We start from the raw sequence: 25,186 nt of genomic DNA, 5'->3' as shown, positions 1-25,186 counted from the left end.
CTAGGAAGCGACCGGACTGATGGCTGCGGTGTTCGACCTCGACGAGATCGACAAGGCCATCATCCGCGAGCTGCAAGGCGATGGCCGCATGCCCTACGCCCAGATCGCGCCTCTGGTCGGGCTCTCTCAGGCCGCCACCCGCCAACGGGTCAACCGGCTGATGGAGCGGGGAGTGGTCCAGATCGTGGCGGTGACCGACCCGGTCGGGCTCGGAGTGGGTTACCAGGCGTGGATAGGCATCAACGTTTCGGGCGATGCCCGGAGCGTGGCCGAAGCTCTGGCCGAGATCAATGAGGCAGAGTACGTGGTGATCGTGGCCGGGCGGTTCGACGTAATCGCCGAGATCGTGTGCGCCGACAGCGAGGCGTTCATTTCGGTGGTCAACGACCGTGTGCGGGCCATTCCGGGGGTCATCGACATCGAAACGCTGCACTACCTGAGGCTGGTCAAGCAGACCTACAACTGGGGCACCGGCTGATGGGCGGCGGGGGGGATCATCCAGTGGACGGCACAAGCGCAGCGGTGCAGCTCACAGCCATCACCAAGAGATTTGGCGCGGTGGTTGCGGTGGAAAAAGTGGACCTGGAGATTGCCGACGGCGAGTTCTTCGCCCTGCTCGGGCCGTCGGGATGCGGCAAGACCACCACGCTGCGCATGATCGCCGGGCTCGAGTTCCCCACCGAGGGCAGCCTCAAGATCTTCGGCGACGAGGTGGGCACTCTGCCGCCCAACAAGCGGCCGGTCAACACCGTCTTCCAGGACTACGCCCTGTTCCCCCACATGACGGTGGAGGCCAACGTGGCCTTCGGGCTCAAGATGCAGCGGGTGGCCAAGGCCGAGATCGCCGGGCGGGTGCAGGAGGCCATCAGCCTGGTTCGCCTCGAAGGGCTCGAGCAGCGCCGGTCTCAGCAACTCTCGGGAGGCCAGCGCCAGCGGGTGGCATTGGCCCGTGCGCTGGTCAACCGGCCCAAGGTGCTGTTGTTGGACGAACCGCTGGGGGCCCTCGACCTCAAATTGCGCCAGGAGATGCAGCGCGAGCTGAAGGCGCTCCAGCGCGAGGTGGGCATCACCTTCGTGTTCGTCACCCACGACCAAGAAGAGGCCCTGACCATGGCCGACCGGATCGGGGTGATGAATGAGGGCGAACTCCTCCAGGTAGGCACTCCGGAGGGCATCTACGAACGCCCGGTGAACCGGTTCGTGGCCAACTTCATCGGCCAGTCCAACCTGATCGACGCGTCGGTGGTGTCGGGCGACACGGTGTGCTTGGCCGACGGCACCCACATCCCCGGCCGGTCCGATGTGCCGGTGGGCACCCGGGTGGCGTTGTGCCTTCGACCGGAGCGGGTTGAGATGCACCCGGTGGCTGCGGTGCCCGTCGGCCACACCTCGATATCCGGGCGCTTGGAGAGCGTCACCTACCTGGGCAACGCGTTGGTGTACACGGTGGCCAACGAATGGACTGAGCTGGAGGTCCGGCTCGAGAACCAGCCCGGCGGGTTCCGGCCCTACGTGGGCGACGACGTGGCGGTGTCGTGGGCGCCGGACGCCGTCACGGTGGTACGGGCATGACAGTCGTCGAAGAACGGCGGGAAGCCGAGGTCGCCACTCCCGAGTTCGAGAAGGCGGCCAACCGAGCCGCGTCGCGGCGGGGCCTGTTGCTGTCGCTGCCCGCCTACGCCTATCTGGTGCTGTTCTTCGCCGTCCCGCTGGTGATCGTGTTCATGTATTCGTTCGCCACCCGGAACCGGTTTGGCGGCACCGATCTGTCGGGCTGGAATCTCAACGCCTACCGCAAGCTGAGCGAGCCCATCGTGCGCGACATCTTGTTCCGGTCACTGTGGCTGGCCCTCCTCACCACGCTGATCTGCCTGGTGGCGGCCTACCCCTTCGCCTATTTCATTGCCACCCGCCGGCCGGTGGTCCGCAACCTGATGCTGGTGTTCGTGATGATCCCGTTTTGGACCAACTTCTTGGTGCGCAACTATGCGTGGAGGGTCCTGCTGGGCAATGACGGGCTGTTCACCAACGTCTCCGAAGCCATCGGCCTGGGAGAGCGGGAATTGTTGTTCACCACATCGGCGGTGGTGATCGGGCTGGTCTACGGCTTCTTGCCGTTCATGGTCTTGCCCCTGTATGCGTCGATCGAGCGGATCGACCTGAGCCTGATGGAGGCCAGCCGCGATCTGTATGCGTCGGGCTTCCAGGCGTTTCGGCGGGTACTGCTCCCGCTGTCTATGCCGGGGGTGATCGCCGGCTCGATCCTGGTCTTCGTCCCCAGCCTCGGCGCCTACGTGACCCCGGAGATCCTGGGCGGGGCCAAGACCACCTTGCTCGGCTCCTATATCGTCACCCAGTTCCTCACCGCCCGGAACTGGCCGGTGGGGGCGTCGCTCTCGTTCGTGCTGATGGCAGTGATGCTGGTGGCCACCCTGGTGTACTTCCGCACGGGGGGCAGAAACCTATGAGCAGCACCGTGCAGCCCCGGGGCGCCACCAAGATCGCGCTGTCGGTCCACTCCTGGCTCGTCTACCTGTTCTTTTTTGCCCCCATCTTCGTGTTGTTGGTGTTCTCCTTCAGCGACGACCGCAACGTGGGCCGGTGGGGCGGTTTCACGCTGGAGTGGTACCAGGAGTTCGTGGAGCACAATCAGCTTCAGAGCGCGGTGTGGGTGTCGGTCCGGGTGGCCCTGCTCTCCACCCTTATATCGGTGGTGCTGGGCACGCTGGCGGCACTGGCGCTGGAGCGGTTCAAGTTCCGAGGCCGCAAGGTGTTCGACGCCCTGCTGTATCTCCCGATCATCATCCCCGACGTGACGATGGCGGTGATGATGCTGCTGTTCTTCTCGGAGTTCTTCGACGTGCTCGACACGCTGTTCGGGTTGAACCTCCAAAAGGGGCTCGGCTCCATCACCATCAGCCACATCGCCTTCAACATCAGCTTCGTCTCGGTGGTGGTACGGGCTCGACTGGCGGGCATGAGCGAGGTGCTCGAGGAGGCCGCCCTCGACCTCTACGCCACCCGGTGGAAGACGTTCCGCTATGTGACCTTCCCCCAGATCGTTCCCGGTGTCGCCGGCGGGGCTCTCCTCGCCCTCACCCTGTCGCTCGACGATGTGGTAATCACCCAGTTCGCCGCCGGCCCCGGCGCCACCACGCTTCCGGTCTTCGTTTTCGGCCTCATCCGCCGAGGGGTGACGCCGCTGATCAACGCCACATCGGTGATCATGCTGGCCGCCTCGGTCTTCCTAGTCGCCTTGTCGCTGCTCTTCCAGCAATTCAGCGGCCGCGGCCTGCGCCCTGCGCTGCGGGCCGGCGGGGAACCAGTGTCCGCCAAAACCAATACCATGACCACAACATGAAAAGAGGAAAACCCATGAAGAACCGCAGACTCTTTTGCCTGCTGTCTGTGCTGCTGGCCTTTGCGCTGGCAGCCGCAGCGTGCGGTGACGACGACGATGACGGAGGTGCAATCGCCGACTGCGAGGTGAACGAGACCGACGGCAATCTCAACATCTACAACTGGGCCGAGTACATCGACGAGGAGCAGCTCGCCGCGTTCTCAGATGAGTACGACGTGAGCGTGACCATGGACGTCTACGACTCCAACGAGGCCATGCAGCCCATTGTGGCGGCGGGCAACTCGGGCTACGACCTGATCGTGCCGTCGGACTACATGGTGGCCATCCTCATCGCCGGCGGAACCGTCCAGCCGCTGAACAAGGACGCCATCCCCAACATCGCCAACGTCTCAGACGATTTCCGCAATCTGATCTACGACCCGGCGGGCGACTATTCGGTTCCCTATCAGTGGGGCACCACCGGCATCGCGGTGGACACCGCCGCGCTGGGCGCCGACTTCCCCCGCTCCTGGGGTCTGATCTTCGATCCGGCCATCGCCGATGAGTACAGCGGCTCGATCTCGCTGCTCAACGATCCTCGGGAGACGATCGGCGCGGCCCTCAAGTACCTGGGCTACTCACTGAACTCCACCGACGAGGACGCCCTGCAGCAAGCCACCGATCTGGTGGCCAGCGCCCGCGGCCGTCTCGCGGCGTTCAACACCGACTCGGCCGACGAGTTCCTCACCACCGGTGAGACGGTGATCGCCCACGGATACTCGGGCGACATGTTCACTCAGTTCCTGGAGACCGACGATCCGTCGCAGTACGTGTACTTCGTGCCCGACGAGGGCGGCACTCGCTGGATCGACAACATGGCCATCCCGTTCGACGCCGGCAGCCCGTGTACTGCCCACACCTTCATCAACTGGCTGCTCACCGCCGAGCAGGGCGCCGCCCTGTCGAACTGGAACTACTACTCCACTCCCAATGCGGCCGCGTTCGGCGGGCTCGATGAAGACCTCCAGGGGTTCTTGAGCACTCCCGGTGTTGCCCCGGTGGCGATCTTGGAGGAGATCCAGGACACCGGCGACTTCGAGGTGAAGTTCTCCGACGCCTTCATCGAGGCCAAGGGCTGATCGCCTCAGCCCGCTAGGGACTCATGGTGGCCGACGTGCCTCAACCCCTCGGGGGCAATGAGATGCCCCGCTTCGCGGGCATCGCCACCTTCATGCGGCTTCCCGGCCGGTCGGCGGCGGCCGACCTTGATGTCGCCGTCGTGGGCGTGCCGATCGACATCGGCACGTCCAACCGGCCGGGCGCCCGCTTTGGCCCGAGGGGCATCCGCAACGAGTCGGTGCTGGTTCGCCCCTACAACATGGCCACCCGGGCGGCGCCGTTCGACAGCCTGCGCATCGACGACATCGGCGACGTGGCCACCAACCCCTACAACCTGGCCGACGCCGTGGCCCGCATCGAGGCCTTCTACGACGATCTGCTCGGCAACGACGTGATCGCGGTAACGATGGGGGGCGACCACACCATCGCCCTGCCGATTATGCGGGCCATGCGGCGCAAGCACGGCCCGCTGGGGCTGATCCACGTGGACGCCCACACCGACATCAACGACCACATGTTCGACGAGGCCATCGCCCACGGCACCCCGTTTCGCCGAGCGGTGGAGGAGGGGCTGCTCGACACCCACCGAGTGGCCCAGATCGGAGTGCGGGGCACCGGCTATGCCGCCGACGACTTCGACTGGTCGCGGGAGCAGGGCTTCCGGGTGGTGCAAGTTGAGGAGTGCTGGAACCGCTCGCTGGAACCCCTCATGGCCGAGGTGCGCGAGAAGGTGGGCGGCGGACCGGTGTACATGAGCTTCGACATCGACGCCCTCGACCCCGCCTTCGCCCCTGGCACCGGCACCCCCGAGATCGGCGGCCTCACCGCCCCCCAAGCCCTCGAAATCATCCGAGGCTGCCGAGGCTTAGACCTCGTCGGCTGCGACCTGGTGGAAGTTTCCCCCATCTACGACCCCACCGGCGCCACCGCCCTAACCGCCGCCAACCTCCTATTCGAAATGCTCTGCGTGCTGCCGGGGGTGGAGTGCTCGGGTTGAGCGGACTCGCAAACCGGTCGATCGCCCCAGAATCGAGTATCAGCCGCGTCATGTGCTGGAATTTGCAACTGCCGCGTTTCTGATGCTCTCCACGAAGTTCTCGGCGCGAGCCATCTGCTCGGGCGATGGCTCGCCAAACTCCTCGATTAGCCCGGCTAGATGCACATCGGCCTCTTTCATGAGAGCTTGCCGCTTTGAATCGGAGATTTCCATCCAAGCCCGGCAATCGCCCGCGCCGTCAGAACTGCTTGTTGTCGCGTCCTCGTCAACTTGCCTTGTCAGGTCGATGGGATGGTCCATCGGTGCGGTGGCCGCATCGGTACGCGGTGTGGGAGCAAATTGCCCGCCCCGTCTGCTCCCTCTGGGCCACCGGTTCCGCGGCATGCCGGTTAGCTTACCCGTTTACGTCGTCGACGAGACAGGGCTAACTCGCAGAGCATCACCTAATGACATGTCTGTAGTGCTATTTTCTGCATTAGCACCCAGTCCGGCCTAAGGGGAGGCCTGTTGGACGATCCGGTCGAAAGTGGGGTCGGAACGGTGGCACTCTCCTATTGGGTTTCGGCCAGCGGAGCAGTCAAGACATCATGTCAGGTTCCCGTGATCACACAGCCTTCGGGCGACGGGGCAGAAAGGCGCTGGTCTGCTGGACGTACTCCTGGTAACCCGGGCGGGTCTTCGCCAAGCGGTGTTCCACCATCGGCACCCCCGACACTCGGAGCAACAGCCAGGTAATGACGGCCGGGCCAATCAGCCCCACGATTCCGATGAGAGTGGAGGCGGCTACTAGACCGATACCCCACCACGCGGTGGCATCGCCGAAGTAGTTGGGGTGACGGCTGTAGCGCCACAGGCCTCGATCCATTACTTGGCCGGCGTTGGCGGGGTCGGCCTTGAACCGGGCGAGCTGCCAGTCGCCGACGGCCTCGAACCCATAGCCGACCACGAACACCACTGCCCCGATTACCCACAGCGGGGTCCAGCCCCTATCGGCCTCGCTGATGCCGATTTGGAGGGGAAGCGATACCACCCACATCACCGCACCTTGCAGTCCGAAAACCCGGCCTAGGCTGGTGATCCAGAATCGGTCACCGGCCCGGCGGCGCATGGCCTGGTAGCGGTAGTCCTCTCCCTTGCCAATGTTGCGAATCCCCAGGTAGATGGCAAGCCGCAACCCCCATGTGGTGGCCATGGCCGCCAGTAGCGCGGCTCGCACCCCGTGGCCGTCGGTGACCGCCAAACACACCCAGGCCACCACCACAAAGCCAAAGCCCCAGAAGATGTCGACGATGCTGGCGTCTCGAATCGCCACGCTGATGGCCCAAACCGCGAGCATCATCCCGGCGATCACCAGCGCGGCTACCCATAAGACCATCTGCGATCAGCGTACCGTGGTGATCTGTGAGCGACTCCGACCGCCATGTGCTGTTGACATTCACCAACCCGGTGATCGGCCAGGAGGCCCTGTACCACCAGTGGCACGAAATCCATACCCAAGAGGTCGCGTCGTGCGAGGGGGTGGTCAGCGGGCGACGCTACCAAATGAGCCCCGATGCCGACCTGCTGACGCCCGAGTGGATGCGCACCCACGCCGACCGGGCCGATCTGGCGATGCCGTTCGAGTTCTTGGCCGTATATGAGATCGAGGGCCACCTGCCCTCGGTTATCCAGGCGATCACAACCAAAGACGACTATTCCATGCGGCCCGGCGACAGTCTCGACCACGACGCCACGGCCAGTTGGGCCTTCACTCAGACCGGTCCGCAGATAAGGGCGGCCACCCCCGATGAGGTTGACCACCTCGGGATATCGCTGGCCAACCCCACCACGGGCAACCTTGGGTGGTTTGAGCACTGGTACACCATCCACTATCGGGAAGTCATGGCGACTCCTGGCTTCCTCACCGGGCGGCGCTTTTGGGCCGCCGACAACATCCTCACCCCCCAATGGGCCATCGACCACGGTGAAATCGGTCCCAACGGGATGCCGTTTCAGCACCTCGTCATGTACGAGGTGGGCACCCCGTATTCCGAAGCCAAGCCGGCGCTGGAGGAGCAGCGGAATAACTTCACCGTCTTCCCCGACGGCGCCATGGACTACGACAAGATCATCGGCTGGCGCTACACCCCACTAGCCTGAGGCGCCATGTCAGAAGAGATCCGCACCCTGTTGGCCCGCTACTCCGACGGTGTGTGCCGCTTCGACTCCGGGCAGTGGGCGGCAACCTGGGCCACCGACGCAGTGTGGGAGATGGGCCCGATGACCAAGACCGGGCGGGACGAGATCTCAACATCCTGGCAGGGCATGCTGGCCCGTCTCGACGGGGTGATCCACGCCTACCTCAACGGCTGGGCCGACCTCGACGAGGACGCCGGCACCGGCATCGGGCGCTGGTACGTCATAGAGCACTTCAAGCGACCCGGCGAAGGCCCCATGACCATGTACGGCTTCTACGACGACGAATATTGCCTGGAAGACGGCCAGTGGAAGTTCGCCCGCCGAGCCCTCAACCGCATCTACTACGGCCCCCCCGACATGTCCGGCGACTTCACCGGCTTCGGCCTCTAAACGCTTTGAGCCCTACGCCATAGGATGCAGCCCCTGGCTGCTACCAGCGGATTGGGGTGTCCACCCAGGTCGCCTGCGGAGCAAGCAGCGAAAGTTTCCAGCCGAATGATATAATATTTGGCCGCCGAACTCGCCGATTATGGTTCAACCCGATGCATGACCCCAATAGCACAGTGGAACTCGTGGTGCGCCACCTCCGCGAGGGCATTATCGGCGGCACATATCAGCCAGAGTCGAAGCTTCAACCGAAGGTGATCGCTGAGAGGTGCGGCACGAGCTTCATTCCAGTGCGCGAGGCGTTTCGGATTCTCGAGTCCGAAGGATTCGTCACTGTGTTCCACAACCGTGGCGCATGGGTGTCGTCAATGTCGGTAGACGACCTCGACGACCTTTACAGCATCCGCACAGAACTCGAATGTGAAGCGGTGAGACGGGCATCGAGCTGCGATGAGAGAAAGATCGACATGCTCTTGAACAATCTCAGTCAAGCCCAAGAGCGCCATGCCGAGGGCGACCACGCCGCGGTTGTCGCCTTGAACCGCGAGTTTCACTTTGCGATCTATGAATTGGCTGGCTCCCCTCGACGACTCAAGCTGATTGACCAACTCTGGCTGCATTCCGCCCGCTACCAGCGGCTGTCGCTTCACTACCGACATGATGCAGCGAGTGACGAGCACGGGTTGATAGTGGATTCCCTTAGAAATGGCGACCATTTCGCAGCCGCAGAAGCCTTGCGCTGCCATCTTGCATCCACGGTTGAATTGATCAGGGGCGCAGTTGAGGCGGCAAGCTTCGTGGGCCGCGAAGACCGCAGCGGGGTGGAGGAAGCTCCCTAACGTTGCGGCACGGGCACGCAACCACCCGGCTAGCGGGGGGTAGCGATTGTCCTCGTCCTTTGCTCGCCCAGTGAGTCGATTCCGAGATGCATTTCGCGACCAGGCTGTAGGTAGCGGGGTGGCGTCTTGCTGAGTCCGACACCATCTGGCGTCCCGGTGTTTATCAGGTCGCCCGGTTCAAGAACCATGAACTGGCTCACAAACCAGACGATGTGCTCGACGGAGAAGATCATGTCGGAGGTGTGGCCAGTCTGCTCGCGTCGATCGTCGATGTTGAGCCACAAGTTCAGCGTTTGCGGGTCGGGAATCTCGTCGCTCGTCACGAGCCACGGGCCAAGGGGGTTGAAGGTGTCGCAGGACTTCCCCTTGTCCCACTGCCCATCGCGCTCCAGTTGATACTCGCGTTCGGAGAGATCGTTGGAAATGGTGTACCCCGCGATGTACGAGAGCGCCTCCGCCGGAGTCCGCAGGTAGCTTGCGTACCGGCCGATAATGACGCCGAGTTCAACCTCCCAGTCGGTCTTGGTCGATCCGGGCGGAATACGCACATCGTCATATGGGCCGATAATGGTATTGGGTGCCTTCATGAACAGAATTGGCTCATCGGGGATCGGCATGTTCGATTCCACGGCGTGACCTCGGTAATTGAGGCCGATGCCGATGATCTTGCCGGGCCGTTTGACGGGGGGGCCGAGGCGCGAGTTGCTCGACTGGAGCGGCGGGAGGATTTCAGCGTCGAGTGCCTTCCTCAGGCGGTCGAGACCGTCGCTTGCAAAGAACTCAGCGTCATAGTCTGGGGCTACCGATTCCGCGCTCAAAACCGACCCGTTTCTGGGGTCAATAACAGCAGGGCTTTCTTGGCCTTTGGCACCGACTCGAATCAGTTTCACGGGTAGTCCTTCCCGCCGGCTACAACTTGACTTCGGACCGCACGCCGCGCATGTCCATCTCGAAATCGAGCCCCCGAACTGGTGGCCTCGCCCGGCTCCAGCAAAGCCCGTGGCGTCCCGCCACTCCTATCTTCGGCAGAACTGAGTCCTCTAGCAACCCCTCCAGCAAGAACACGGTGTACACGTCAATCGCAGTGACCAGCTCCCAACTGGCACCTAGACCATGAAGGCGTGACTCCATGATCCCGATCACATGGCCGGCCTTCTCCCGCAGGGCGTCGGGCCCGGACTCCCCTCTTCGAATGATGTCGTCCTCGTCCAGGGCGGCCTCGCGCAACTCCGCGGCACCCGCGACGACGAACGTCATCGGGGCATCCTGCATTTCGGGGGCCGTGTAGGAGAAGCCGTGCAAAACAGGGGCGGCAGGGGGAGAATCAGCCGGGGCCACGTTTGTCCGAGCGACAGGATTGAGGTCGCCCACATACAGATCCCATGATTGGACCAAATCGCAGTAGCCCACGTTGAATTCGATGAATCCCTCCATGCTGTAGGGCGTAGGCGACCGAAGCTCAACCCCGCAGAGGGCGTGACGGGGTCGACCGATTTCCCGAAGATGGGAGTCGATCTTCTCAAAGCCTTCCCTCCAGGGCAGCGGAGCTCGCATGGTCGCGTGGACTACTTCGTAGCCAGGGTCGGCAACGACGCCACAGGAGTAGGGGTCGATTCCCATGAGGAAGTGATATCCGCCGCGGCGGTTGGCTAACAGCATCAGGAGTCTCCATTCACGGATGGACTACTACGGGATTATCGATATTCCTATATTATGCTATAATATCCACATTGCAGGGGGGCCTCGTCGGTCTTGACGAGGCCCACGGGCTTGATTAGCCTGAATTATGCTATAATATTCGATCTCAGTTGAACCGCTCATCAGGAGCGGTGCGCTCTGACCGGAAAGTAGGAATCGATATGAGACGGATGAAGTTGTGGGCGGTCTTGGGCATTATTGCGGCACTAGTACTGGTTGCATCAGCGTGCGGGAATGACGACGACCCAGGAGAGACTTCGGCCCCCGAGCCGACTGCCGCCTCTACCCCTGCGCCGACTGCCGCCTCTACCCCTGCACCCACTCCTGAGAGCGCCCCCGAGCCGGTAGAGATCAACGATGAGTACTTCAGGACTCCACTGGATTGCGATGTGAACTCCACGACCGACGATCTGCTGGCGTATGCCCCACCTGCCGCAGACGCTTCCTACGAGATCGACTTCATGCAAGTGAGCCTGGCCGCTGAGTACTACCAGGCCATGGCCTACGGCGCGGAGCAAGCGGCAGCAGACGTCTCGGCAGCCGGTGGCGGGACCGTCACGGTCCGGCATACGGCGGGCGTGGGCTATACGGGTCCTGCCGACCAGCTCGCTGACGCGGAGAACATTCTCCAGCGCAACCCCGATGCCATCATTCTGGCTCCCGTGGACACGGCTGGCTCGGTTGCGATTGTGGATGCGGCAACCGACGCGGGCGTGCCCATCGTGAACGTCTCGACAGAGGTTCCCGACGGCAGGGTCTTCATGATCATGCAGGACGACTACCTGTTCGGCAAAGCAGGCGCCGATGCCATCGCCGAACTGGTTCCCGAAGGGGGGAAGGGTGTCGTGATGGCGGGACCCGCCAATGCCACCTGGTCACGCAAGCGGGCCGAAGGCTTCAGAGACCGGGTAGAAGAAGCCCATCCAAATCTCGAGATCATCGCTGCGCCCAACCAGTTGGTCGATCCCGAGGAAGGTCTCGCCGACTTCTTGAACGTGGTTACCGGAAACCCGGAGATCGACTGGATCTACGCGGCCCACTTCGCATTGCTGCTGCCTCCCTCCATTCCTGAGGAATACCAGGACGTCCCCTACATCGCGTCCGATTTCACCAATTTCTCAGCTCCTTGGATCGACGACGGCAGCGCTGATGCCCTCTTCCTCGTGAGTCCTTACTGGATGGGCTACATCGGTCTCGGAACTGCGGTTTCGGTGCTGAACGGAGATGACGTGCCTCGTATCAACTGCGTGCCCTTCCCCGTCGTCGGCCCGTCCAACGTCAACGAGGATTGGGTCCAGATCGAGCTGATCCCCGCCGGATGGCAGGCTGAGGTCAGCTAAGTTCCCTGTAGCAACCCCCTAGCAAGGAGAAATAGATGACTAACAAAGATCACACGATCTGCCTGACCTTCGATTTCGATGCGATCTGCCTCTGGCTAGGCTCATTTGGAGCTGAGACACCCAGTATGTGCTCTCGGGGGGAATTCGCCGTTCCAGGGCTGAAGCGTGTTCTCAAAGTCCTGGAAGATCGGGACATTCCCTGCACTTTCTTCTGCCCGGGCCACTCGGCCCACCTCTACCCGGACCTCGTCAAGGAGATCGTGGACAAGGGCCACGAGATCGGACACCACGGGTGGAGCCACCGCAACCCCACCAAACTCTCCCTGGAAGAAGAGAGACGAGATTTCGAGCTGGGCTTCGAAGCTATCGACTACGCCGCGGGTGTTCGTCCTACCGGGTGCCGCACCGCAGCATGGGACTTCAGTCCCAACACCATGGATCTCATGAAAGAGTTCGAGCTCGACTATTCGTCGACGTTCATGGCGAGTGACTTCTACCCCTACTACTTGCGCGAGGGTGACGAATTCCCTGCGAACGAACCCTTTGTGTTCGGCACACCGATCGACATCGTGGAACTCCCCCCCAGCTGGGGACTGGACGACTTCCCGCCGTTTGAATACGTCTGGGGTATGAACCAGGGTCCCAATACGCCTTCACAGGTTCGAGAGCTGTGGCAGGGGGAGTTCGACTACATGGTCGAGAACTGCCCGGGTGGGATGTACGTTCTCACCTGCCACCCACAGTTCATCGGCCGCGGGTCGCGTATCAAGATGCTCGAGGAGCTGATCGACTATATGGAGGGCGACGGACGAACCTTCAGCACACTCGGCGATCTGGCCGCGAAGTTCCGCAGTGAGAACCCTCTCGACGAATGGGTGGAGAAGAACCCCTATTTGACAGGGGCGAAAGCACGCCCGCCCGAGTCTTGGGCAGGGTTGGACGGCTGATGCCAACCAGCTAGGAGGAAGCCGCGAGGCTGCCTCCTAACAGGCCGAAGAGCGGTAGTGGAATAGAACTATGCTCTTGAGGGGGCTTCTGTGACCGAAGAATCGTTGGCTGCTCACACCTCGTTTACGGCCAGGAGTTACCGGCTCTCCATCCGAGACTGGGCTTTCAAGTATTCAACCGAACTCCAGCTTCTGGCTGGACTCGCCGTGATGATCGCCGTTTTCTCGCTCCTCGAGCCATCGATCTACCCAACTACAGCCAACGTTCAGAACATCTCGCGCCAGGCAGGCGTGCTGCTCGTGGTGGCAATCGGCCAGATGTTCGCCATAACCGTCGGCGGATTTGACCTGTCCGTTGGGGCCAACATGGGCTTCACCAGCATCGTCACTGCCCAAGCAATGGCAGACCACGGGGTGGCGGCGGCCATAGTCATCGGGCTTCTCACCGGTGCCGCTATTGGGCTCGTCAACGGGGTCCTGATCGCCAAGCTGCGTGTGAGTCCGTTCGTCGTGACCATGGCGATGCTGACCTTTTTGACCGGCTACGGCGGCGTGCGGAGCAACGGAGCCTCAGTCATCGCGAACGATCCCACCCTCAAGTGGTTCGGTGGCCGCGATTGGGGCTTCATGCCATCCACGATCGGTATCGGCATCATCATCTTGCTGTTGGCAGTTGCGTTCACCGGAAGAACGCGTATCGGACTCTATGTGTACGCCATTGGCGGCAGCCGCGAGACATGTCGGCTGGCCGGGATTCCCGTGGCCCGCTACGAGACCATTACCTACATGATCACCGGCATGCTCGCCGGGGCGGGCGGGATCATGCTCACCGCCCGAGTATCGGTTGGCCAGACCGGGCTCGGCGCCGGCTTCGAACTGCGATCAATCGCCGCAGTGGTGATCGGCGGCGCGGTCATCGGGGGGGGCAAAGGCCGATTGAGCGGAGTCTTTCTCGGGGTAGCTCTGATGACGTGCCTGACTGTGGGGCTTGCTGTGACTGGTGTCGGCACCTTCCAGCAGCAGATGGCGATCGGCATCGCCCTCGTTGTTGCCGTGCTGATCAGCCAGTTGCGAGGAGGAAGTTTCCGCCAAGTCTCTGATCTCCTGCCGACGCTCAAGCGTCTCTTCGTCGGATTCGATGACCAATCCCGGAGGTTTGCCGGCCCGGCATCAAAGACAGATACGGCGAGCGATGACACCGCCTGACTCCGCAACCGAGGCCGGTCTGGACGCGGCATCCAACGGGATGGCGTTGCCCGGCGACGTTCCAGCGGCACGACTGGATGGAATAAGCAAGTCATTTCCAGGAGTAAAGGCACTCGACAATGTGAGTTTCGATGTGCGACGAGGCGAGGTTCACGCGCTCCTCGGCGAGAACGGTGCGGGCAAGTCGACCTTGGTGAAGATTCTGGCCGGTCTGATCCGGCCCGACTCTGGCCGCATCCTGCTCGACGACACAGATGCGGTGTTCCACGGCCCTCGAGACGCCCAGCGAAGGGGTATCAGCCACGTCCCCCAGGAAGTGCAGGCTGTGCCGGATTTCAGCGTCGGGCGCAACATGCTATTGGGCTTCGAGAGGCCTTTCGACCGGAAGGGAAAGCTCTCATCCAAGGAGAGAGAGCAAACCAGGGACGCACTCAACCGTTGCGGCGCGGCATTCAGCGAGTCCGCACTAACGGGACAGCTCAGCGTCCCAGAACTTCGGCTTGCCCAGATCTCTAGGACGCTTTTGCATCCCGGCGACGTCATCGTCTTAGACGAGCCCAACGCAGCCCTGTCCGAGAACGACGCCGCGGCGATGCTGGACCGGCTACGGCTACTGCGCGACCAGCAGAAGGCGATCATCTTTGTCAGCCACCGGCTGACCGAGGTTCTCGGCATCGCCGACCGGATCACCGTTCTACGCGATGGCTGTGCAGTGGGCACGTTCCCCCGGGCAGAACTCGACAAGGACAAGATCGTCGCCCTCATGACCAAGACCAGCAGGCTCGCTGATCACGACAGTCCTCCTTCGGGCACCTTCCGCTCCTCTTCGGTGGAAGCGACCAATGGAAGGCCTCTGCTTGAAGTTGACGGACTGACGCGAGAGCCCAATCTCGCCGACGTCTCGCTTCGTCTGCATTCAGGGCAAATCGTTGGGATGGCCGGAGTTCAAGGATCAGGACACGGCCACCTCCTGCGCGCCATTGCCGGTGTAGACGCCTACGACCGCGGTCTGGTTGCCGTACGCGGCCATGCTCTCCACCCGGGCATGATCAGAGGCGCATACCGTGCTGGGGTCGTCCTCGTTCCGGCTGACCGCCGCGCGTCGGCCATCGTCTCGCAACTGTCGGTTCGGGCCAATCTCACACTGCCCATCCACTCGAGGGCTAGCCGAGGCGGAATACGCCGAATCAGAAGAGAGCGGCAATTGGCCCGTGAGCACGTAGAGGCGTTCGGAATCCGCCCATCCAACACAGAGATCCTCGCCGGCAACCTCAGTGGCGGCAATCAGCAGAAACTTGCACTAGCACGAGCCCTCGTCTCGAAACCGGACGTCCTCTTGCTCGACGAGCCCACACAAGGGATCGATGTCGCGGCCAAGGCAGAGATCCTTGCTCTCATTCGCCGGTTGGTGCAGGAACACGGATTCGGCGTTGTTGTGGCATCGTCAGAGTTCGAGGAGTTGCTCGCAGTGGCCGACGTGATCCACGTTATGAGCCGAGGTCGGCTGGTCGAGACGTTCCCGACCGAAGAAGCCGACTACGAGCGGATCCTTCACGCCGCTCTGCCCTAGTGGTGTGTCTTGGGTGAAGCCCGCTTTCAGGGACAGCGCTGCAATCGATGAAAGCCCCTGCCCTATTGGAAGCTGCCCATGGCTGTAGCCAGAGGGTCGGAGTTCCTTGTCGGGGTGGACATAGGGGGAACGATCTCTACCCACCCGACATGTCAGGTCCCTTCACCGGCTTTGATTCTGGTCCGACTAGGACCATTAGTGGCTATGATTGGACCAATGATTCACCTTGAGCTTGAGCGAATTGAAGCCTTGGAGTTAATGGGGATGGTCCTCGCCCACCTCAATAACGCTGAGGCTGCTGGCGATCTGTCACCCAGGGTTCCGATGCTGATGTCGATTCGAGACAAGCTGGCCGACGGATTACGGGAGCAACAATGAGCTACCGAGAAGCAGACGTGTCCGCAGCTGATGCTGCGATGGACAAGTACCGGAGCGGACTAGATGGTGAGGTAGGCGCTGCCCTGTCTGTAGTCGGTCTCAGCGCCGAGCGAGCCCACAAAGAGGTGTTGATCCGAGACGACATGATTCGGATCGCCCACCGCGTCGGAGCCTCACTTCGACAGATCGCCGAAGCTTCCGGACTTGGCCGCAAAACGGTGACCGCCATCGTCGACTCCGATCAAGGCTAAGTAGCAGCCAATAGCTGCTGTCGCAGACACATCAGCAACGCCTACCAACTGTGCCCTGGGCAAACTCGGCATCTTCACGCCCATGTACTTCCTCCACAGCCGCAAGCCGAGCTAGCGGGACGCTCGATCCACCAGCCATCCGAAGATGGGGTCGGTGGGGCGGGTGGGCATCATCTCGGGATGCCACTGGACGGCGACAACGTGATCGCCCATCTCCACGCCCTCGATGGCGCCGTCGCCGGGCTAGGGATTCTGTTTGGTGGCTCTACGCGACGAAGCTGGGACGTCGGGTTCTGATTTTTGTGACGGGTTGAGTTTCGCGTGGTTTTCGTCCGGCTGCCAGCAGGATTCGTAGCCGGTAGTTGTGCAGGATGCGGAACCGTCAATCTCGGCTTCAATCCTTGACAGATCGTCTGTCTTTGCCAGAAGCATCCTCACAAGTCCAAGGCACTCAGCAAAAGCTTGTGCATAGGCACCTTGCGATTCGCTGAGTCGCTGATCGCGAAAGATCTGCCTGGCCTCATTTCGTTGTTCATCGAATTCCGCTGCTGTCCAACGTGGAGGGTTTACCAAGCTCACAGCGCCATCTCGGACAGCAACTCGAGGTTAGGAACGGGAATTCGCTCCATTTCCGAAGGTTCGAACTTGGTCAGCCCGCCAGCGTACGTACGTCCTTGGGCAATCGAGACACCTGCCTTCAGCGACGCAGCTAGAGCGTCTAGGACATCGTCGGACATAGGCTCCCGCGGATAAATCCCATGGGCGACGTTGACATGCCTTGCCCCAACAAGATTGCGTACAAAGGCCGGAGGGCGGCGGGCCATGTAGGTAGCCAGGATGGGGGCCGGAGATCGCAGGCCAACCGACCACCAGGGATTGCGGTGACGGGCAACATATGATGAGCAGGCTCCGTTGCGCTCCGCGAGGTGCAGGAACCGTTGCACGAGCTCTCGGTCTTCTTCTTCGAGCACTTCCAGGTCTGCCGGTAAGTCGATCACAGCTCGAAGTCCGTCGAGGCTCGCTAGCACGCCATCAGCCGCCGCAAACAGCTCACGGGCCTTGGTGATTGATGGGAACAGTGTCTTGACGGGAAGCGCGGAATTGTTAGCTCTAGTAATCCAGATTGCATTTGCCCCGGTAACTGCCCCCCGATGCACCCGGCAAAGTTCGCCAAGCTCGATATACCCTTCGGGCTTAGGCTGTCCCGCGGACAATAGCGTCGACCAGCGCTTCTCAGCTTGCAGACGCTTCTTGGCCACTCGACGTCCCTTGGTGAGATCGGCGAGTTCTTCTACGTTCTTGACTCGTCGCATCTTGACTGATGAGGCCTCCGATCCAACTCGAAAGCAGATCACCGAAGCAGTAGTTGCTGCATCCTCGAAGGGCATCGCCTCCGGGGCCAGAACCTGCACTGACTCGCCACCCAAGCCGTCAGTGAGCATCCCGCGCAACAGCCGCCCGTAGTTGACGTCCATCCACTCTGCCGATGTGATGAACGCCCCGATATCCCCTGTCCGGGCTGACAATAGCGTCGCCAAGAAAAAGTGGATGTGCAGCCCCGCGAGGGCGCTGGCTTGGAAGCCGCGATCTGAGGCGGTTGTAGTCAGCCACTCCTTCCACTTTGGCTCGATCTGATGATGACGCACATAGGGAGGGTTGCCCACAAACGCAGTGACACCGCCGCATGAGCCAAGATCGGCTTGACGGTAGTCATCCACGATGACTCGGGCACGGTGGTCGAAGCCTGCCGCTGTCAGATTGGCCCGGCATACCAACGCTGCTAGGGGATCCAATTCAACCGCTACTAGCTCTGAACTTGGAAGAACCTGCCCAGCCCTTAGGAGGAAGCGCCCTGACCCAGCACCGGGATCGACTACTCGAACTGGGTGGTCGCTGGCTGCAATCCACGTCACCATTGCATCCACTATCAGGTGGGGCGTGTAAACAGCTCCCATAGGGCGTCGCTGCCGCGGTGACCTGATCCGCGCGAATGCATTTCCCAACGGATCGCCGCCCTGTCGGATCAATGAAGCCAGATCAGCGACCTTGCAGTCAGATACCTCGTGTGCCGCGTCCGCAATCCTCAACTCTGCGACTGTCAGGCCTGCAAGAGCACCTCCTCTGGCAACAGCCCACGCCACACCCGCCAGCTCCTGCTCGGACTTCGGGCGCGCCACCGCACCAACAATGTCCTCGTAGTCCATCAACGCCATCTGTTCGCAGTTTGACATAGGCACTCCTCAATCCAGCGGATACGAGCAGCCTGACCTCCATCATCCCAATCAGGGTGACAATTCCTGCTTGGGGACTGTGCTAGAACGAGTTGCCAAGCCCCTTTCGCAGCTAGCGGGACGCTCGATCCACCAGCCATCCGAAGATGGGGTCGGTGGGACGGGTGGGCATCATCTCGGGGTGCCACTGGACGGCGACTACTGAGTCTCCCATCTCCAAGCCCTCGATAGCGCCGTCGTCGGCTCGGGCGGAGACGGTTAGGTCCCGGCCCAGATCCGCCACCGTTTGATGGTGGAGGCTGTTGACTTGGGCTGACGAGCCGTAGAGCTCATGCAAGGTGGAGCCCTCGGTGAAACTCACCTGGTGGATGGTGGAATCAATGGGCAAATCGAAGCGGCCGTGCTCGGGAACATGCTGGTGCAACGTGCCCCCCTGGAAGACGTTGAGCACTTGGATGCCCCGGCAGATGCCGAGCACCGGGACTTCGGCCTCGAGGGCGGCCGAGAGCAATCCGAGCTCAAGATCGTCTCGCTCGGACTCGATGGGCAGAAGTTCGGGGTCGGGATCGGCCCCATAGCGGATCGGGTCTATGTCGGTTCCCCCGGGGAGGACAATCCCGTCGAGCCGCTCGCCGACCACGGCGGGGTCGACATCTATGGGGACGTGTACCGGGATGCCGCCGGCTTCTATGACACCGCGGGCGTAGTCGGCTAGGTAAAGATCGACATCGCTGTTGGCCATCATGTCGGGAAAGCCGCTGATCTCGCAGGCCTGCTTGCGCCGACCGGGCAGTCCTATCAATGGGAGTCTTGTGGTCACCAAATCGTTCGCTTCCAAACGCTCTCGCCGTGAACGTTAGTTTGGATTGTGGTGGCTCCCCTGATTCGAGATGTGGACGATGCCATCGCCTGGCGTGAGGCCGGCGAAGACGACGTGCTGCTGTTCCTCCACGGCCTGGGTGGGTCGCGGACCGCGTGGGCGCCCCAGATCGAAGCGCTCAGCAACCAGTGGCGCTGCGTAGCGTGGGACATGCCGGGATACGGCGCTTCGTCGCCGATCAGCCCGCTGACATTTGAGGCCATCGCGGACGCCGTGGCCGAACTTCTAGACCGGCTGGAGGTGGAATCCGCCCACCTCTGCGGTCTGTCGTTTGGCGGGCACCATGCGCTTCATACCGCGCTGCGCCATCCCCATCGAGTGCGGTCGCTGGTGCTGGCCGACACCAGCGCGGTGTTCGGGGGCGACGGGACCGACCCCGACGAATGGCGCCGTGAGCGGACCGAGATGATCGATGCCGGACTCTTGCTGGCCGACATCGCGGCCCCGGTTATCGACAGCATCACCGCCTCAGGGTTTGGCGGTGTCGAGCGCGACCGCACCATTGCGGCCTTTGTGCGTGTCCCCGAGGCGGGATTCCGGGCCGCCTGCCAGCTATTGCCAACCCACGATGTGCGCCACCGCCTCGGCGAGATCACCGCGCCCACCCTGGTGGTCGTGGGCGAGTTTGACGAGGAGACCCCACCGGCTTACAGCGAGGAACTCCACGCTGCCATCAGGGACAGTCGCATCGAGATCATCCCCTCTGTGGGCCACATCAGCCCGGCGGAAGCCCCTGAGGCATTCTGCGAACTCGTCCGCGAGTTCTTGGGTTCGCTATCGGCAACCCAGCCATGATGGGCTTTTGGGTACTGGCTGCTTCTTAGTCATGAGGGGAATCACTCCATGAGCGACTACGACCGGATTCGCGTGCTGTGGCCTGACCATCTCGGCCTGGCCCGGGGCAAGTATCTGCCTGTCCACCTGGCCGAACACGGCACCGGGCACTGCATCACCACCTTCGCCCTCGGTTACGACCGCAGCCTGATCCCCGCCCCCGGCGCCTACCTGTTGGAAGGGCTTCCCGACGTCGTGGCCAGCTTCGACCCCGCTGAGGTCCGCCCAAGCTGGGAGGACGACACCACCGGTGTGGTGGTGGGCCATCTGGACTTCAAGGGCCAGCCCTACACCGTCTCAGCCCGCTACGCCCTCCAGCGGGCCATCGCGGCGTGGGCTGATATGGGCTATGCCTCGAAAGTGGGCATCGAGTTTGAGGCCTACGTGCTCCAGCCCGACGGCGAGGGCGGCTGGGAGCGATGGGACACTCCCCGGTCGTTCGTCTACGGCACCGGCCGCTCAGCCGACCCGAACGGGCTGATCGACGACATCACCCGCACCGCCTGGAGGTGCGGATTCCCGCTGGAGAGCATCAACGCCGAGTACGACGAATCGCAGTTCGAGCTCACGCTGGAGTACGACGACGCCCTCAAGGCGGCCGACGAGGCGTTCCTATTCCGGGTGCTGGCCCGGGAGGTGGCTTTGTCTTATGGGCTGGACCTGACGTTCTTGGGCAAGCCGTTCGTCGGTGTAGCCGGCAGCGGAGTCCATGTGAACTTCTCGCTGGTCGACGCCGAGGGCCACAACGCCTTCAACGACACCTCGGCCGACGACGGCCTGTCTGCCCTGGCCAAGGGGTGCCTGGCCGGGCTGGTGGCTCACCACCAGGCTCTCATCGCGCTATGTGCCCCCACAGTGAACGCCTACCGGCGGCTTCAGCCAGCAGAACTCAACGGGTATTGGGCCAACTGGGGCCACGATCACCGCTGCGCGGCCAATCGGATGCCCGAGGCGAGGGGGGCCGCCACCCGAATCGAGAACCGGGTGAGCGACGGAGCGGTCAACATCCACCTTGGGGTGGCCACCATCCTCCAAGCCGCCCGGCTCGGCGTAGTCGATGACCTGGACTGCCCCGACCCGCTCACCACCGACGGGTTCGAAGAGGTCAACACCGATGTGGGTGCGGCGCCCAACCTGGCCGCCGCGCTGGAGCATCTTCAGGCCGATGCCGGGTTGATGGCCGCGGTGGGCGACGACCTGTGCCAGAACTTCATCGCCAACAAGCAGGCCGAGTGGGAGCGCTACATCGCCGCGGTGGGTGAGGACGTGCCCGGGGGCGAGGTGACCCAGTGGGAGCTCGACGAATACCTGATGTACCACTGAGCGAGTGGTTCAGTCGGCGAGCACCTCGTCGAGGTACCAGTCGACAAAGGCGTGGCACTGCTTGATGTTGGCCATCTCGTGCTGGCGGGTCTCCTCCATGAGCTGTTGGAGGTCCACCCCGCACTCGTCCAAGTATTCCCTTGGGGCCAACCTGAGAAACGACTCGACGTGGGCCACGTCGACTTCGGGGTGGAACTGGGTTCCCACTGTGCGTCCGCTCCTGATCAGCTGCACTGAGCTGTCGTTGCGGGCCAGAACCTCGAACCCCGGTGGCGGGGTGAACCGGTCGTGGTGCCACTGCATCCACGGTCCCGGTCCGGCCGGGTTGGGGCCATCCTCACCGTTCTCAAGCTCGAACCAGCCGATCTCGGTCACCGGGGACACCTCGACCACTCCCCCCAGCGCCTCGGAGATCAACTGGCCGCCGAAGCAGATCCCCAACACTGGCCTGCCCTCCTCGTGGGCTTGCTTGATCATGTCTAGCTCCTCGTAGATCCAGGAGTCGATCTCGTCTTTGTCGGTGAGCGAGCGAACCGACCCCATCGGCAACAGCAGGTCATAGTCGTCAATCGATGGGAACGGTACGGCGTCGTTGGGGTGGTCGTAGTCGTCGGTCACCACATGGATGTGGACCTCGTAATCCCGCCGGCGCAGGCGGGTGGCTATCTGTCCGGGGAGGCCGTCCGACTCGTGGGCGATGGCCAGGGCGCGCTTCACGGGCTGAACCATAGATGGACTTGGCCGGTTCCGGCGACCGACTCGTATTGGCCGAACTGCTTGCCGGGAGCGGTGCAGGCCGCTCCGCCCAGAGCGCCGACCATTGTCAGGTAGTGGCCGAAGAACCCCTCGGGCGCGTGGGTGGAGAACTCGGGCAAGAAGTCGAGCACGCCGGCATGGTCGCCCCGCTTGAGGCAGGCGATGACGTGCTCGTCGGCGGCTCTCGCTTCAGGGGTGCGCAGATGGAGCGCGGGATCGGCCCCCTCGTGGTCGCGGAACTGCCGCAGCGGCCAGAAGCGGTGGCTCAGCCCGCCGCTGGCCAACACCACCACCCGGCGGTCCAAGCCCTCCACCGCCTGGGCCAACAGCTCGCCGAACAACAGGAAGTCGTGGGGCTCGGCGGTCTGGCAGATGCTGGCCGAAACCCAGGCCTCGTCGCCCTGGAAGAACGGAAGCAGGTTGATGGTGGGATAGTGCACCGGCAGGTGGGGATCGTCGATAGCGGTGATCCAGGTGTCGTCCCGGCCGGCGGCCTGAGCAGCCCACGCCTCGGCCAACTCCCGGTCGCCAGGCATGTCATAGGGCATTTGGCACATGCCTCGGGGCAGTTCTTCGGAGGTGAACAGCCCGCCTCGACGATCGTGGGAGGTCACGATGTGCTCGACAGTGGTGAACCAGTGGGTGTCCACCACCACCACGGTGTCGGCCGCCAACGGCCGCAGCCGCTGGTCGCCCAGCTCATGGAGCCCGCCAAACAACGTGGTGTCCTCGCCGTTGTTGAGCTCCCGGCGGACCGCCTCGGGCATTACCAGCGGGGGAACGTGGGAGATCAGCCCGGCACCGACGATGGCCCCCATCAAACCACCCTGACGGGCAGCCGTTTGATCCCCGAGATGAAGTTGGAGCGCAGCCGGTCGATGGGGCCGGCGGGCTCCAAGCGGTTCACCCGCTTCATCAGCTCTTCGAACACCAGCCTCACCTCCATGCGGGCCAGCCAGGCCCCCAGGCACAGATGCGGCCCGTTGCGACCGAACGCCATGTGGTCGTTGGGCTCGCGACCCAGGTCTAAGCGGAATGGCCGTTCGAACCCCTCGGGGTCGTGGTTGGCGGCCACAAACCAGATCACCACTTTGTCACCAGCCCGTATCTGCGACCCCCGCATCTCGACGTCGCGGGTAGCCGTGCGACGGAAGTGCATGGTGACCGAGCCGGTGCGGAGGATCTCCTCCACCGCGGTGTCGGTCAGGCCGCGGTCGGCCTTCCACGACTCCCACAGGCGGGGATGGTTCAGCAGGGTCCACATGCCGTGGGTCATGGTGTAGTGGGTGGTGTCGTTGCCGGCGGCCACCAACAGGGTGAAGAAGTTGTTGAACTCAAGGTCGGAGAGCGGGTCGCCGTCGATGGTGGGAGCCAGCAGCTTGGTGATGATGTCATCTCGGGGGCAGCCCCGCCGGTCGGCGGCTTGCTCCCGGGCGTACTGGAAGATCTCGATAGCGGCGGGACTGCGGAACGGCACCATCCGAAACTGCTCGGTGTCGGTGAGGTCTACCGGGTAGTCGGTGAAATCGGGGTCGGTGTTGCCGAGCAGCGCGTCGCCCCACGCCACCAGCTTGTGGCCGTCCTCGTCGTCGGTGCCCAGCAGGCGGCCCAGCATCCGCATGGGCAGCTCCTCGGCAATGTCGTGAACGAAGTCGAACTCGTCGTTGGCCAGCGCTTTGTCGAGCACGTCGCCAACCAGTTCCCGGATGGAGGACTCGAAGGTCTCCACCATCCGGCGGGTGAAGCCCTTGTTCACCAGGCGCCGCAGACGGGTGTGCTCTGGCGGATCCGTCTCCATCATGGTCCGTCGGGCCTCGGTCTGCTCGGCGTCCATCTCCTCCAGGCGAATACCCAGCGACGACGTGAACGTCTCAACGTCGCGGCTCACCGCCAAGCCGTCGTCGTAGCGCAGGATCGACCAGAACCCGGCTCCGTCGGCCTCCTCGGTCCAATGAACCGGGTCCTCGACCCGAAGCCGGGTGAAGGTGGCATGGGGCACTCCAGCCACATAGGTGTCGTGATCGGTTATGTCGGCGTCGTCTGGGCCGAGATCGGCCAGGTAGTCATCGACGAAGGCCAACTTGGCCATTACTCGGATTCCATCGGATTGGGGGCGGCCCACAGCGTGGTGCCCCCGGCCATGGAGTTGCCCACCTGCCGGTAGTAGCCGCCGATGATCTCGAATGGCTCTAGGCGGGCGAGCTCCTCGGTGGGGTTCTCGGGAAGCACTAGCTCCGCATCGCCGTTGAACACCGGTCCCAAGTCGGCGTCGTAGCCCCGCATGGTCACCAGCTCGTCCAGCGAGTCGCGCCCGTCCATCTCGATGGCCGGCATCTGGCGGCTGTGCAGCATGGGGTGGCCGTTGACGAATCCGGGTGAATCAGCGGTGCCTTGGATGGTGAACCGGGCCTCGGCGATCCGCCGCCCCCACGTGCTGAGGCTGGCGCCGAATCGCCCGCCCGGCTCCAGCCGGGGGCCGGCCTTGCCGTAGGCCACCGGCCGGGTCATCCATATCTCGCTCATCTTCTTGGGATAGCCCTGGATGTGGCCCCGGGCCATGGCGAAGTCTTTGTCCACCCAGATGTAGGCCGCCCGGCTGAAGATCTGGCCCATGTAGGCGCAGCGCACCACCAAGAACACATCTTTGTACTGGGCTCGGGCCGGGTCGAGGATCTCTTCGAAGCTGTCGCTGCAACTCTGCCAGTCGGCCCAGATGAGGGCGACGGCACCGGGGTCGTCGTCGACCAGGGTAAGCGGCTCGGGGAGAAGCTCGGCCACGTTGGCCGGATCGGTGCGAAACTCCACCGTAAGCATGTCGCCCGAGTAGTGCCATGGTGGACCGGGCAGGATGCCGGCGGCACCGGTGGGTGAGCGGGGATACATGAACCCCTTTAGGTCGGCCACTTCGGCAG

Annotated in this window: 27 protein-coding genes; 17 read left to right on the top strand and 10 right to left on the bottom strand. The window is 63.0% G+C overall.

Features of this window, described 5'->3' with window-relative positions; all coding sequences use genetic code 11:
• Nucleotides 1-19: 19 nt before the first annotated feature.
• The 6 genes from ACOGXA_RS12490 to speB all read left to right on the top strand — a co-directional run bounded on the left by ACOGXA_RS12490 (nucleotide 20) and on the right by speB (nucleotide 5,456).
• Entirely contained in the window at nucleotides 20-478 is a 459-nt protein-coding gene (locus ACOGXA_RS12490; RefSeq protein WP_419924199.1) for an Lrp/AsnC family transcriptional regulator, read from the top strand.
• Nucleotides 478-1,572, top strand: a complete 1,095-nt coding sequence (locus ACOGXA_RS12485) for an ABC transporter ATP-binding protein (RefSeq protein WP_419924198.1) — start codon at nucleotides 478-480, stop codon at nucleotides 1,570-1,572. Before ACOGXA_RS12490 ends, ACOGXA_RS12485 begins: the two co-directional genes overlap by 1 nt.
• Complete coding sequence (locus ACOGXA_RS12480; protein ID WP_419924197.1) at nucleotides 1,569-2,468, top strand: ABC transporter permease; 900 nt, start codon at nucleotides 1,569-1,571, stop codon at nucleotides 2,466-2,468. The genes ACOGXA_RS12485 and ACOGXA_RS12480 overlap by 4 nt, the downstream gene beginning before the upstream one ends.
• Nucleotides 2,465-3,361, top strand: a complete 897-nt coding sequence (locus ACOGXA_RS12475; protein WP_419924196.1) for an ABC transporter permease — start codon at nucleotides 2,465-2,467, stop codon at nucleotides 3,359-3,361. The genes ACOGXA_RS12480 and ACOGXA_RS12475 overlap by 4 nt, the downstream gene beginning before the upstream one ends.
• Nucleotides 3,358-4,479 (top strand): polyamine ABC transporter substrate-binding protein, encoded by a 1,122-nt coding sequence (locus ACOGXA_RS12470; RefSeq protein WP_419924195.1) that lies wholly within the window; start codon nucleotides 3,358-3,360, stop codon nucleotides 4,477-4,479. The genes ACOGXA_RS12475 and ACOGXA_RS12470 overlap by 4 nt, the downstream gene beginning before the upstream one ends.
• A 62-nt stretch (nucleotides 4,480-4,541) precedes the next feature.
• On the top strand, nucleotides 4,542-5,456 hold the full coding sequence (gene speB / locus ACOGXA_RS12465; protein ID WP_419926980.1) for an agmatinase: 915 nt from the start codon (nucleotides 4,542-4,544) through the stop codon (nucleotides 5,454-5,456).
• A gap of 48 nt (nucleotides 5,457-5,504) precedes the next feature.
• On the opposite strand, the gene ACOGXA_RS12460 is transcribed toward speB, so the two are convergent.
• Together ACOGXA_RS12460 and ACOGXA_RS12455 are read right to left on the bottom strand one after the other, a co-directional pair.
• A complete protein-coding gene (locus ACOGXA_RS12460; RefSeq protein WP_419924194.1) occupies nucleotides 5,505-5,756 on the bottom strand; it encodes a hypothetical protein in 252 nt (83 codons plus the stop codon).
• Nucleotides 5,757-6,060: 304 nt separating this feature from the next.
• On the bottom strand, nucleotides 6,061-6,831 hold the full coding sequence (locus tag ACOGXA_RS12455) for a DUF1295 domain-containing protein (RefSeq protein ID WP_419924193.1): 771 nt from the start codon (nucleotides 6,829-6,831) through the stop codon (nucleotides 6,061-6,063).
• A 26-nt stretch (nucleotides 6,832-6,857) separates the two neighbouring features.
• Here ACOGXA_RS12455 and ACOGXA_RS12450 point away from each other — a divergent pair, with 26 nt between their 5' ends.
• The 3 genes from ACOGXA_RS12450 to ACOGXA_RS12440 all read left to right on the top strand — a co-directional run bounded on the left by ACOGXA_RS12450 (nucleotide 6,858) and on the right by ACOGXA_RS12440 (nucleotide 8,860).
• The gene (locus tag ACOGXA_RS12450) at nucleotides 6,858-7,595 is read left to right on the top strand and encodes a hypothetical protein (protein ID WP_419924192.1); all 738 of its coding nucleotides are present in this window, start codon (nucleotides 6,858-6,860) and stop codon (nucleotides 7,593-7,595) included.
• Nucleotides 7,596-7,601: 6 nt separating this feature from the next.
• Nucleotides 7,602-8,024, top strand: coding sequence for a nuclear transport factor 2 family protein (locus ACOGXA_RS12445; RefSeq protein ID WP_419924191.1), 423 nt, complete (start codon nucleotides 7,602-7,604; stop codon nucleotides 8,022-8,024).
• Between the two features lie 173 nt (nucleotides 8,025-8,197).
• A complete protein-coding gene (locus tag ACOGXA_RS12440) occupies nucleotides 8,198-8,860 on the top strand; it encodes a GntR family transcriptional regulator (RefSeq protein WP_419924190.1) in 663 nt (220 codons plus the stop codon).
• Nucleotides 8,861-8,889: 29 nt separating this feature from the next.
• Here the strand turns inward: ACOGXA_RS12440 and ACOGXA_RS12435 are convergent, their stop codons facing one another.
• Together ACOGXA_RS12435 and ACOGXA_RS12430 are read right to left on the bottom strand one after the other, a co-directional pair.
• Nucleotides 8,890-9,750, bottom strand: a complete 861-nt coding sequence (locus tag ACOGXA_RS12435) for a fumarylacetoacetate hydrolase family protein (protein ID WP_419924189.1) — start codon at nucleotides 9,748-9,750, stop codon at nucleotides 8,890-8,892.
• A gap of 19 nt (nucleotides 9,751-9,769) precedes the next feature.
• Nucleotides 9,770-10,519 carry a RidA family protein gene (locus ACOGXA_RS12430; RefSeq protein ID WP_419924188.1) on the bottom strand — a complete coding sequence of 250 codons (750 nt, stop codon included), beginning with the start codon at nucleotides 10,517-10,519 and terminating at the stop codon, nucleotides 9,770-9,772.
• 209 nt (nucleotides 10,520-10,728) lie between these two features.
• On the opposite strand from ACOGXA_RS12430, the gene ACOGXA_RS12425 reads away from it, so the two are divergent.
• From ACOGXA_RS12425 to ACOGXA_RS12400, 6 genes are all read left to right on the top strand, one after another.
• Complete coding sequence (locus ACOGXA_RS12425) at nucleotides 10,729-11,898, top strand: sugar ABC transporter substrate-binding protein (protein WP_419924187.1); 1,170 nt, start codon at nucleotides 10,729-10,731, stop codon at nucleotides 11,896-11,898.
• Nucleotides 11,899-11,933: 35 nt separating this feature from the next.
• Nucleotides 11,934-12,845, top strand: a complete 912-nt coding sequence (locus ACOGXA_RS12420; protein WP_419924186.1) for a polysaccharide deacetylase family protein — start codon at nucleotides 11,934-11,936, stop codon at nucleotides 12,843-12,845.
• 90 nt (nucleotides 12,846-12,935) lie between these two features.
• Nucleotides 12,936-14,051 carry an ABC transporter permease gene (locus tag ACOGXA_RS12415; protein WP_419924185.1) on the top strand — a complete coding sequence of 372 codons (1,116 nt, stop codon included), beginning with the start codon at nucleotides 12,936-12,938 and terminating at the stop codon, nucleotides 14,049-14,051.
• A complete protein-coding gene (locus ACOGXA_RS12410; protein ID WP_419924184.1) occupies nucleotides 14,038-15,621 on the top strand; it encodes a sugar ABC transporter ATP-binding protein in 1,584 nt (527 codons plus the stop codon). Before ACOGXA_RS12415 ends, ACOGXA_RS12410 begins: the two co-directional genes overlap by 14 nt.
• Before the next feature lie 216 nt (nucleotides 15,622-15,837).
• Nucleotides 15,838-15,999 (top strand): hypothetical protein, encoded by a 162-nt coding sequence (locus ACOGXA_RS12405; protein WP_419924183.1) that lies wholly within the window; start codon nucleotides 15,838-15,840, stop codon nucleotides 15,997-15,999.
• Nucleotides 15,996-16,250 (top strand): hypothetical protein, encoded by a 255-nt coding sequence (locus ACOGXA_RS12400; RefSeq protein WP_419924182.1) that lies wholly within the window; start codon nucleotides 15,996-15,998, stop codon nucleotides 16,248-16,250. The genes ACOGXA_RS12405 and ACOGXA_RS12400 overlap by 4 nt, the downstream gene beginning before the upstream one ends.
• Before the next feature lie 575 nt (nucleotides 16,251-16,825).
• Here ACOGXA_RS12400 and ACOGXA_RS12395 read toward each other — a convergent pair.
• Both ACOGXA_RS12395 and ACOGXA_RS12390 read right to left on the bottom strand, forming a co-directional pair.
• Nucleotides 16,826-18,463, bottom strand: coding sequence for an Eco57I restriction-modification methylase domain-containing protein (locus ACOGXA_RS12395; protein ID WP_419924181.1), 1,638 nt, complete (start codon nucleotides 18,461-18,463; stop codon nucleotides 16,826-16,828).
• A gap of 130 nt (nucleotides 18,464-18,593) precedes the next feature.
• Nucleotides 18,594-19,301: a gamma-glutamyl-gamma-aminobutyrate hydrolase family protein gene (locus ACOGXA_RS12390; RefSeq protein WP_419924180.1), complete on the bottom strand. Its 708-nt coding sequence runs from the start codon at nucleotides 19,299-19,301 to the stop codon at nucleotides 18,594-18,596.
• A gap of 51 nt (nucleotides 19,302-19,352) precedes the next feature.
• Between ACOGXA_RS12390 and ACOGXA_RS12385 the strand changes: the two genes are divergently transcribed.
• Nucleotides 19,353-20,156, top strand: coding sequence for an alpha/beta fold hydrolase (locus ACOGXA_RS12385; RefSeq protein ID WP_419924179.1), 804 nt, complete (start codon nucleotides 19,353-19,355; stop codon nucleotides 20,154-20,156).
• Between the two features lie 48 nt (nucleotides 20,157-20,204).
• A complete protein-coding gene (locus ACOGXA_RS12380; RefSeq protein ID WP_419924178.1) occupies nucleotides 20,205-21,518 on the top strand; it encodes a glutamine synthetase family protein in 1,314 nt (437 codons plus the stop codon).
• Nucleotides 21,519-21,527: 9 nt separating this feature from the next.
• Here the strand turns inward: ACOGXA_RS12380 and ACOGXA_RS12375 are convergent, their stop codons facing one another.
• From ACOGXA_RS12375 to ACOGXA_RS12360, 4 genes are read right to left on the bottom strand one after another with little or no spacing between them, the layout of a single operon-like run.
• Entirely contained in the window at nucleotides 21,528-22,235 is a 708-nt protein-coding gene (locus ACOGXA_RS12375) for a type 1 glutamine amidotransferase (protein WP_419924177.1), read from the bottom strand.
• Nucleotides 22,232-23,092: a catechol 1,2-dioxygenase gene (locus ACOGXA_RS12370; protein ID WP_419924176.1), complete on the bottom strand. Its 861-nt coding sequence runs from the start codon at nucleotides 23,090-23,092 to the stop codon at nucleotides 22,232-22,234. The genes ACOGXA_RS12375 and ACOGXA_RS12370 overlap by 4 nt, the downstream gene beginning before the upstream one ends.
• On the bottom strand, nucleotides 23,092-24,363 hold the full coding sequence (locus tag ACOGXA_RS12365; RefSeq protein WP_419924175.1) for a cytochrome P450: 1,272 nt from the start codon (nucleotides 24,361-24,363) through the stop codon (nucleotides 23,092-23,094). Before ACOGXA_RS12365 ends, ACOGXA_RS12370 begins: the two co-directional genes overlap by 1 nt.
• Nucleotides 24,363-25,178: an acetoacetate decarboxylase family protein gene (locus tag ACOGXA_RS12360; RefSeq protein ID WP_419924174.1), complete on the bottom strand. Its 816-nt coding sequence runs from the start codon at nucleotides 25,176-25,178 to the stop codon at nucleotides 24,363-24,365. The genes ACOGXA_RS12365 and ACOGXA_RS12360 overlap by 1 nt, the downstream gene beginning before the upstream one ends.
• Nucleotides 25,179-25,186: the final 8 nt, after the last annotated feature.

Source organism: Candidatus Poriferisocius sp. (assembly GCF_965208475.1).
In the GTDB taxonomy this organism is placed as follows: domain Bacteria; phylum Actinomycetota; class Acidimicrobiia; order Acidimicrobiales; family Bin134; genus Poriferisocius.
This window is presented reverse-complemented; position numbering and strand designations above follow the sequence as displayed.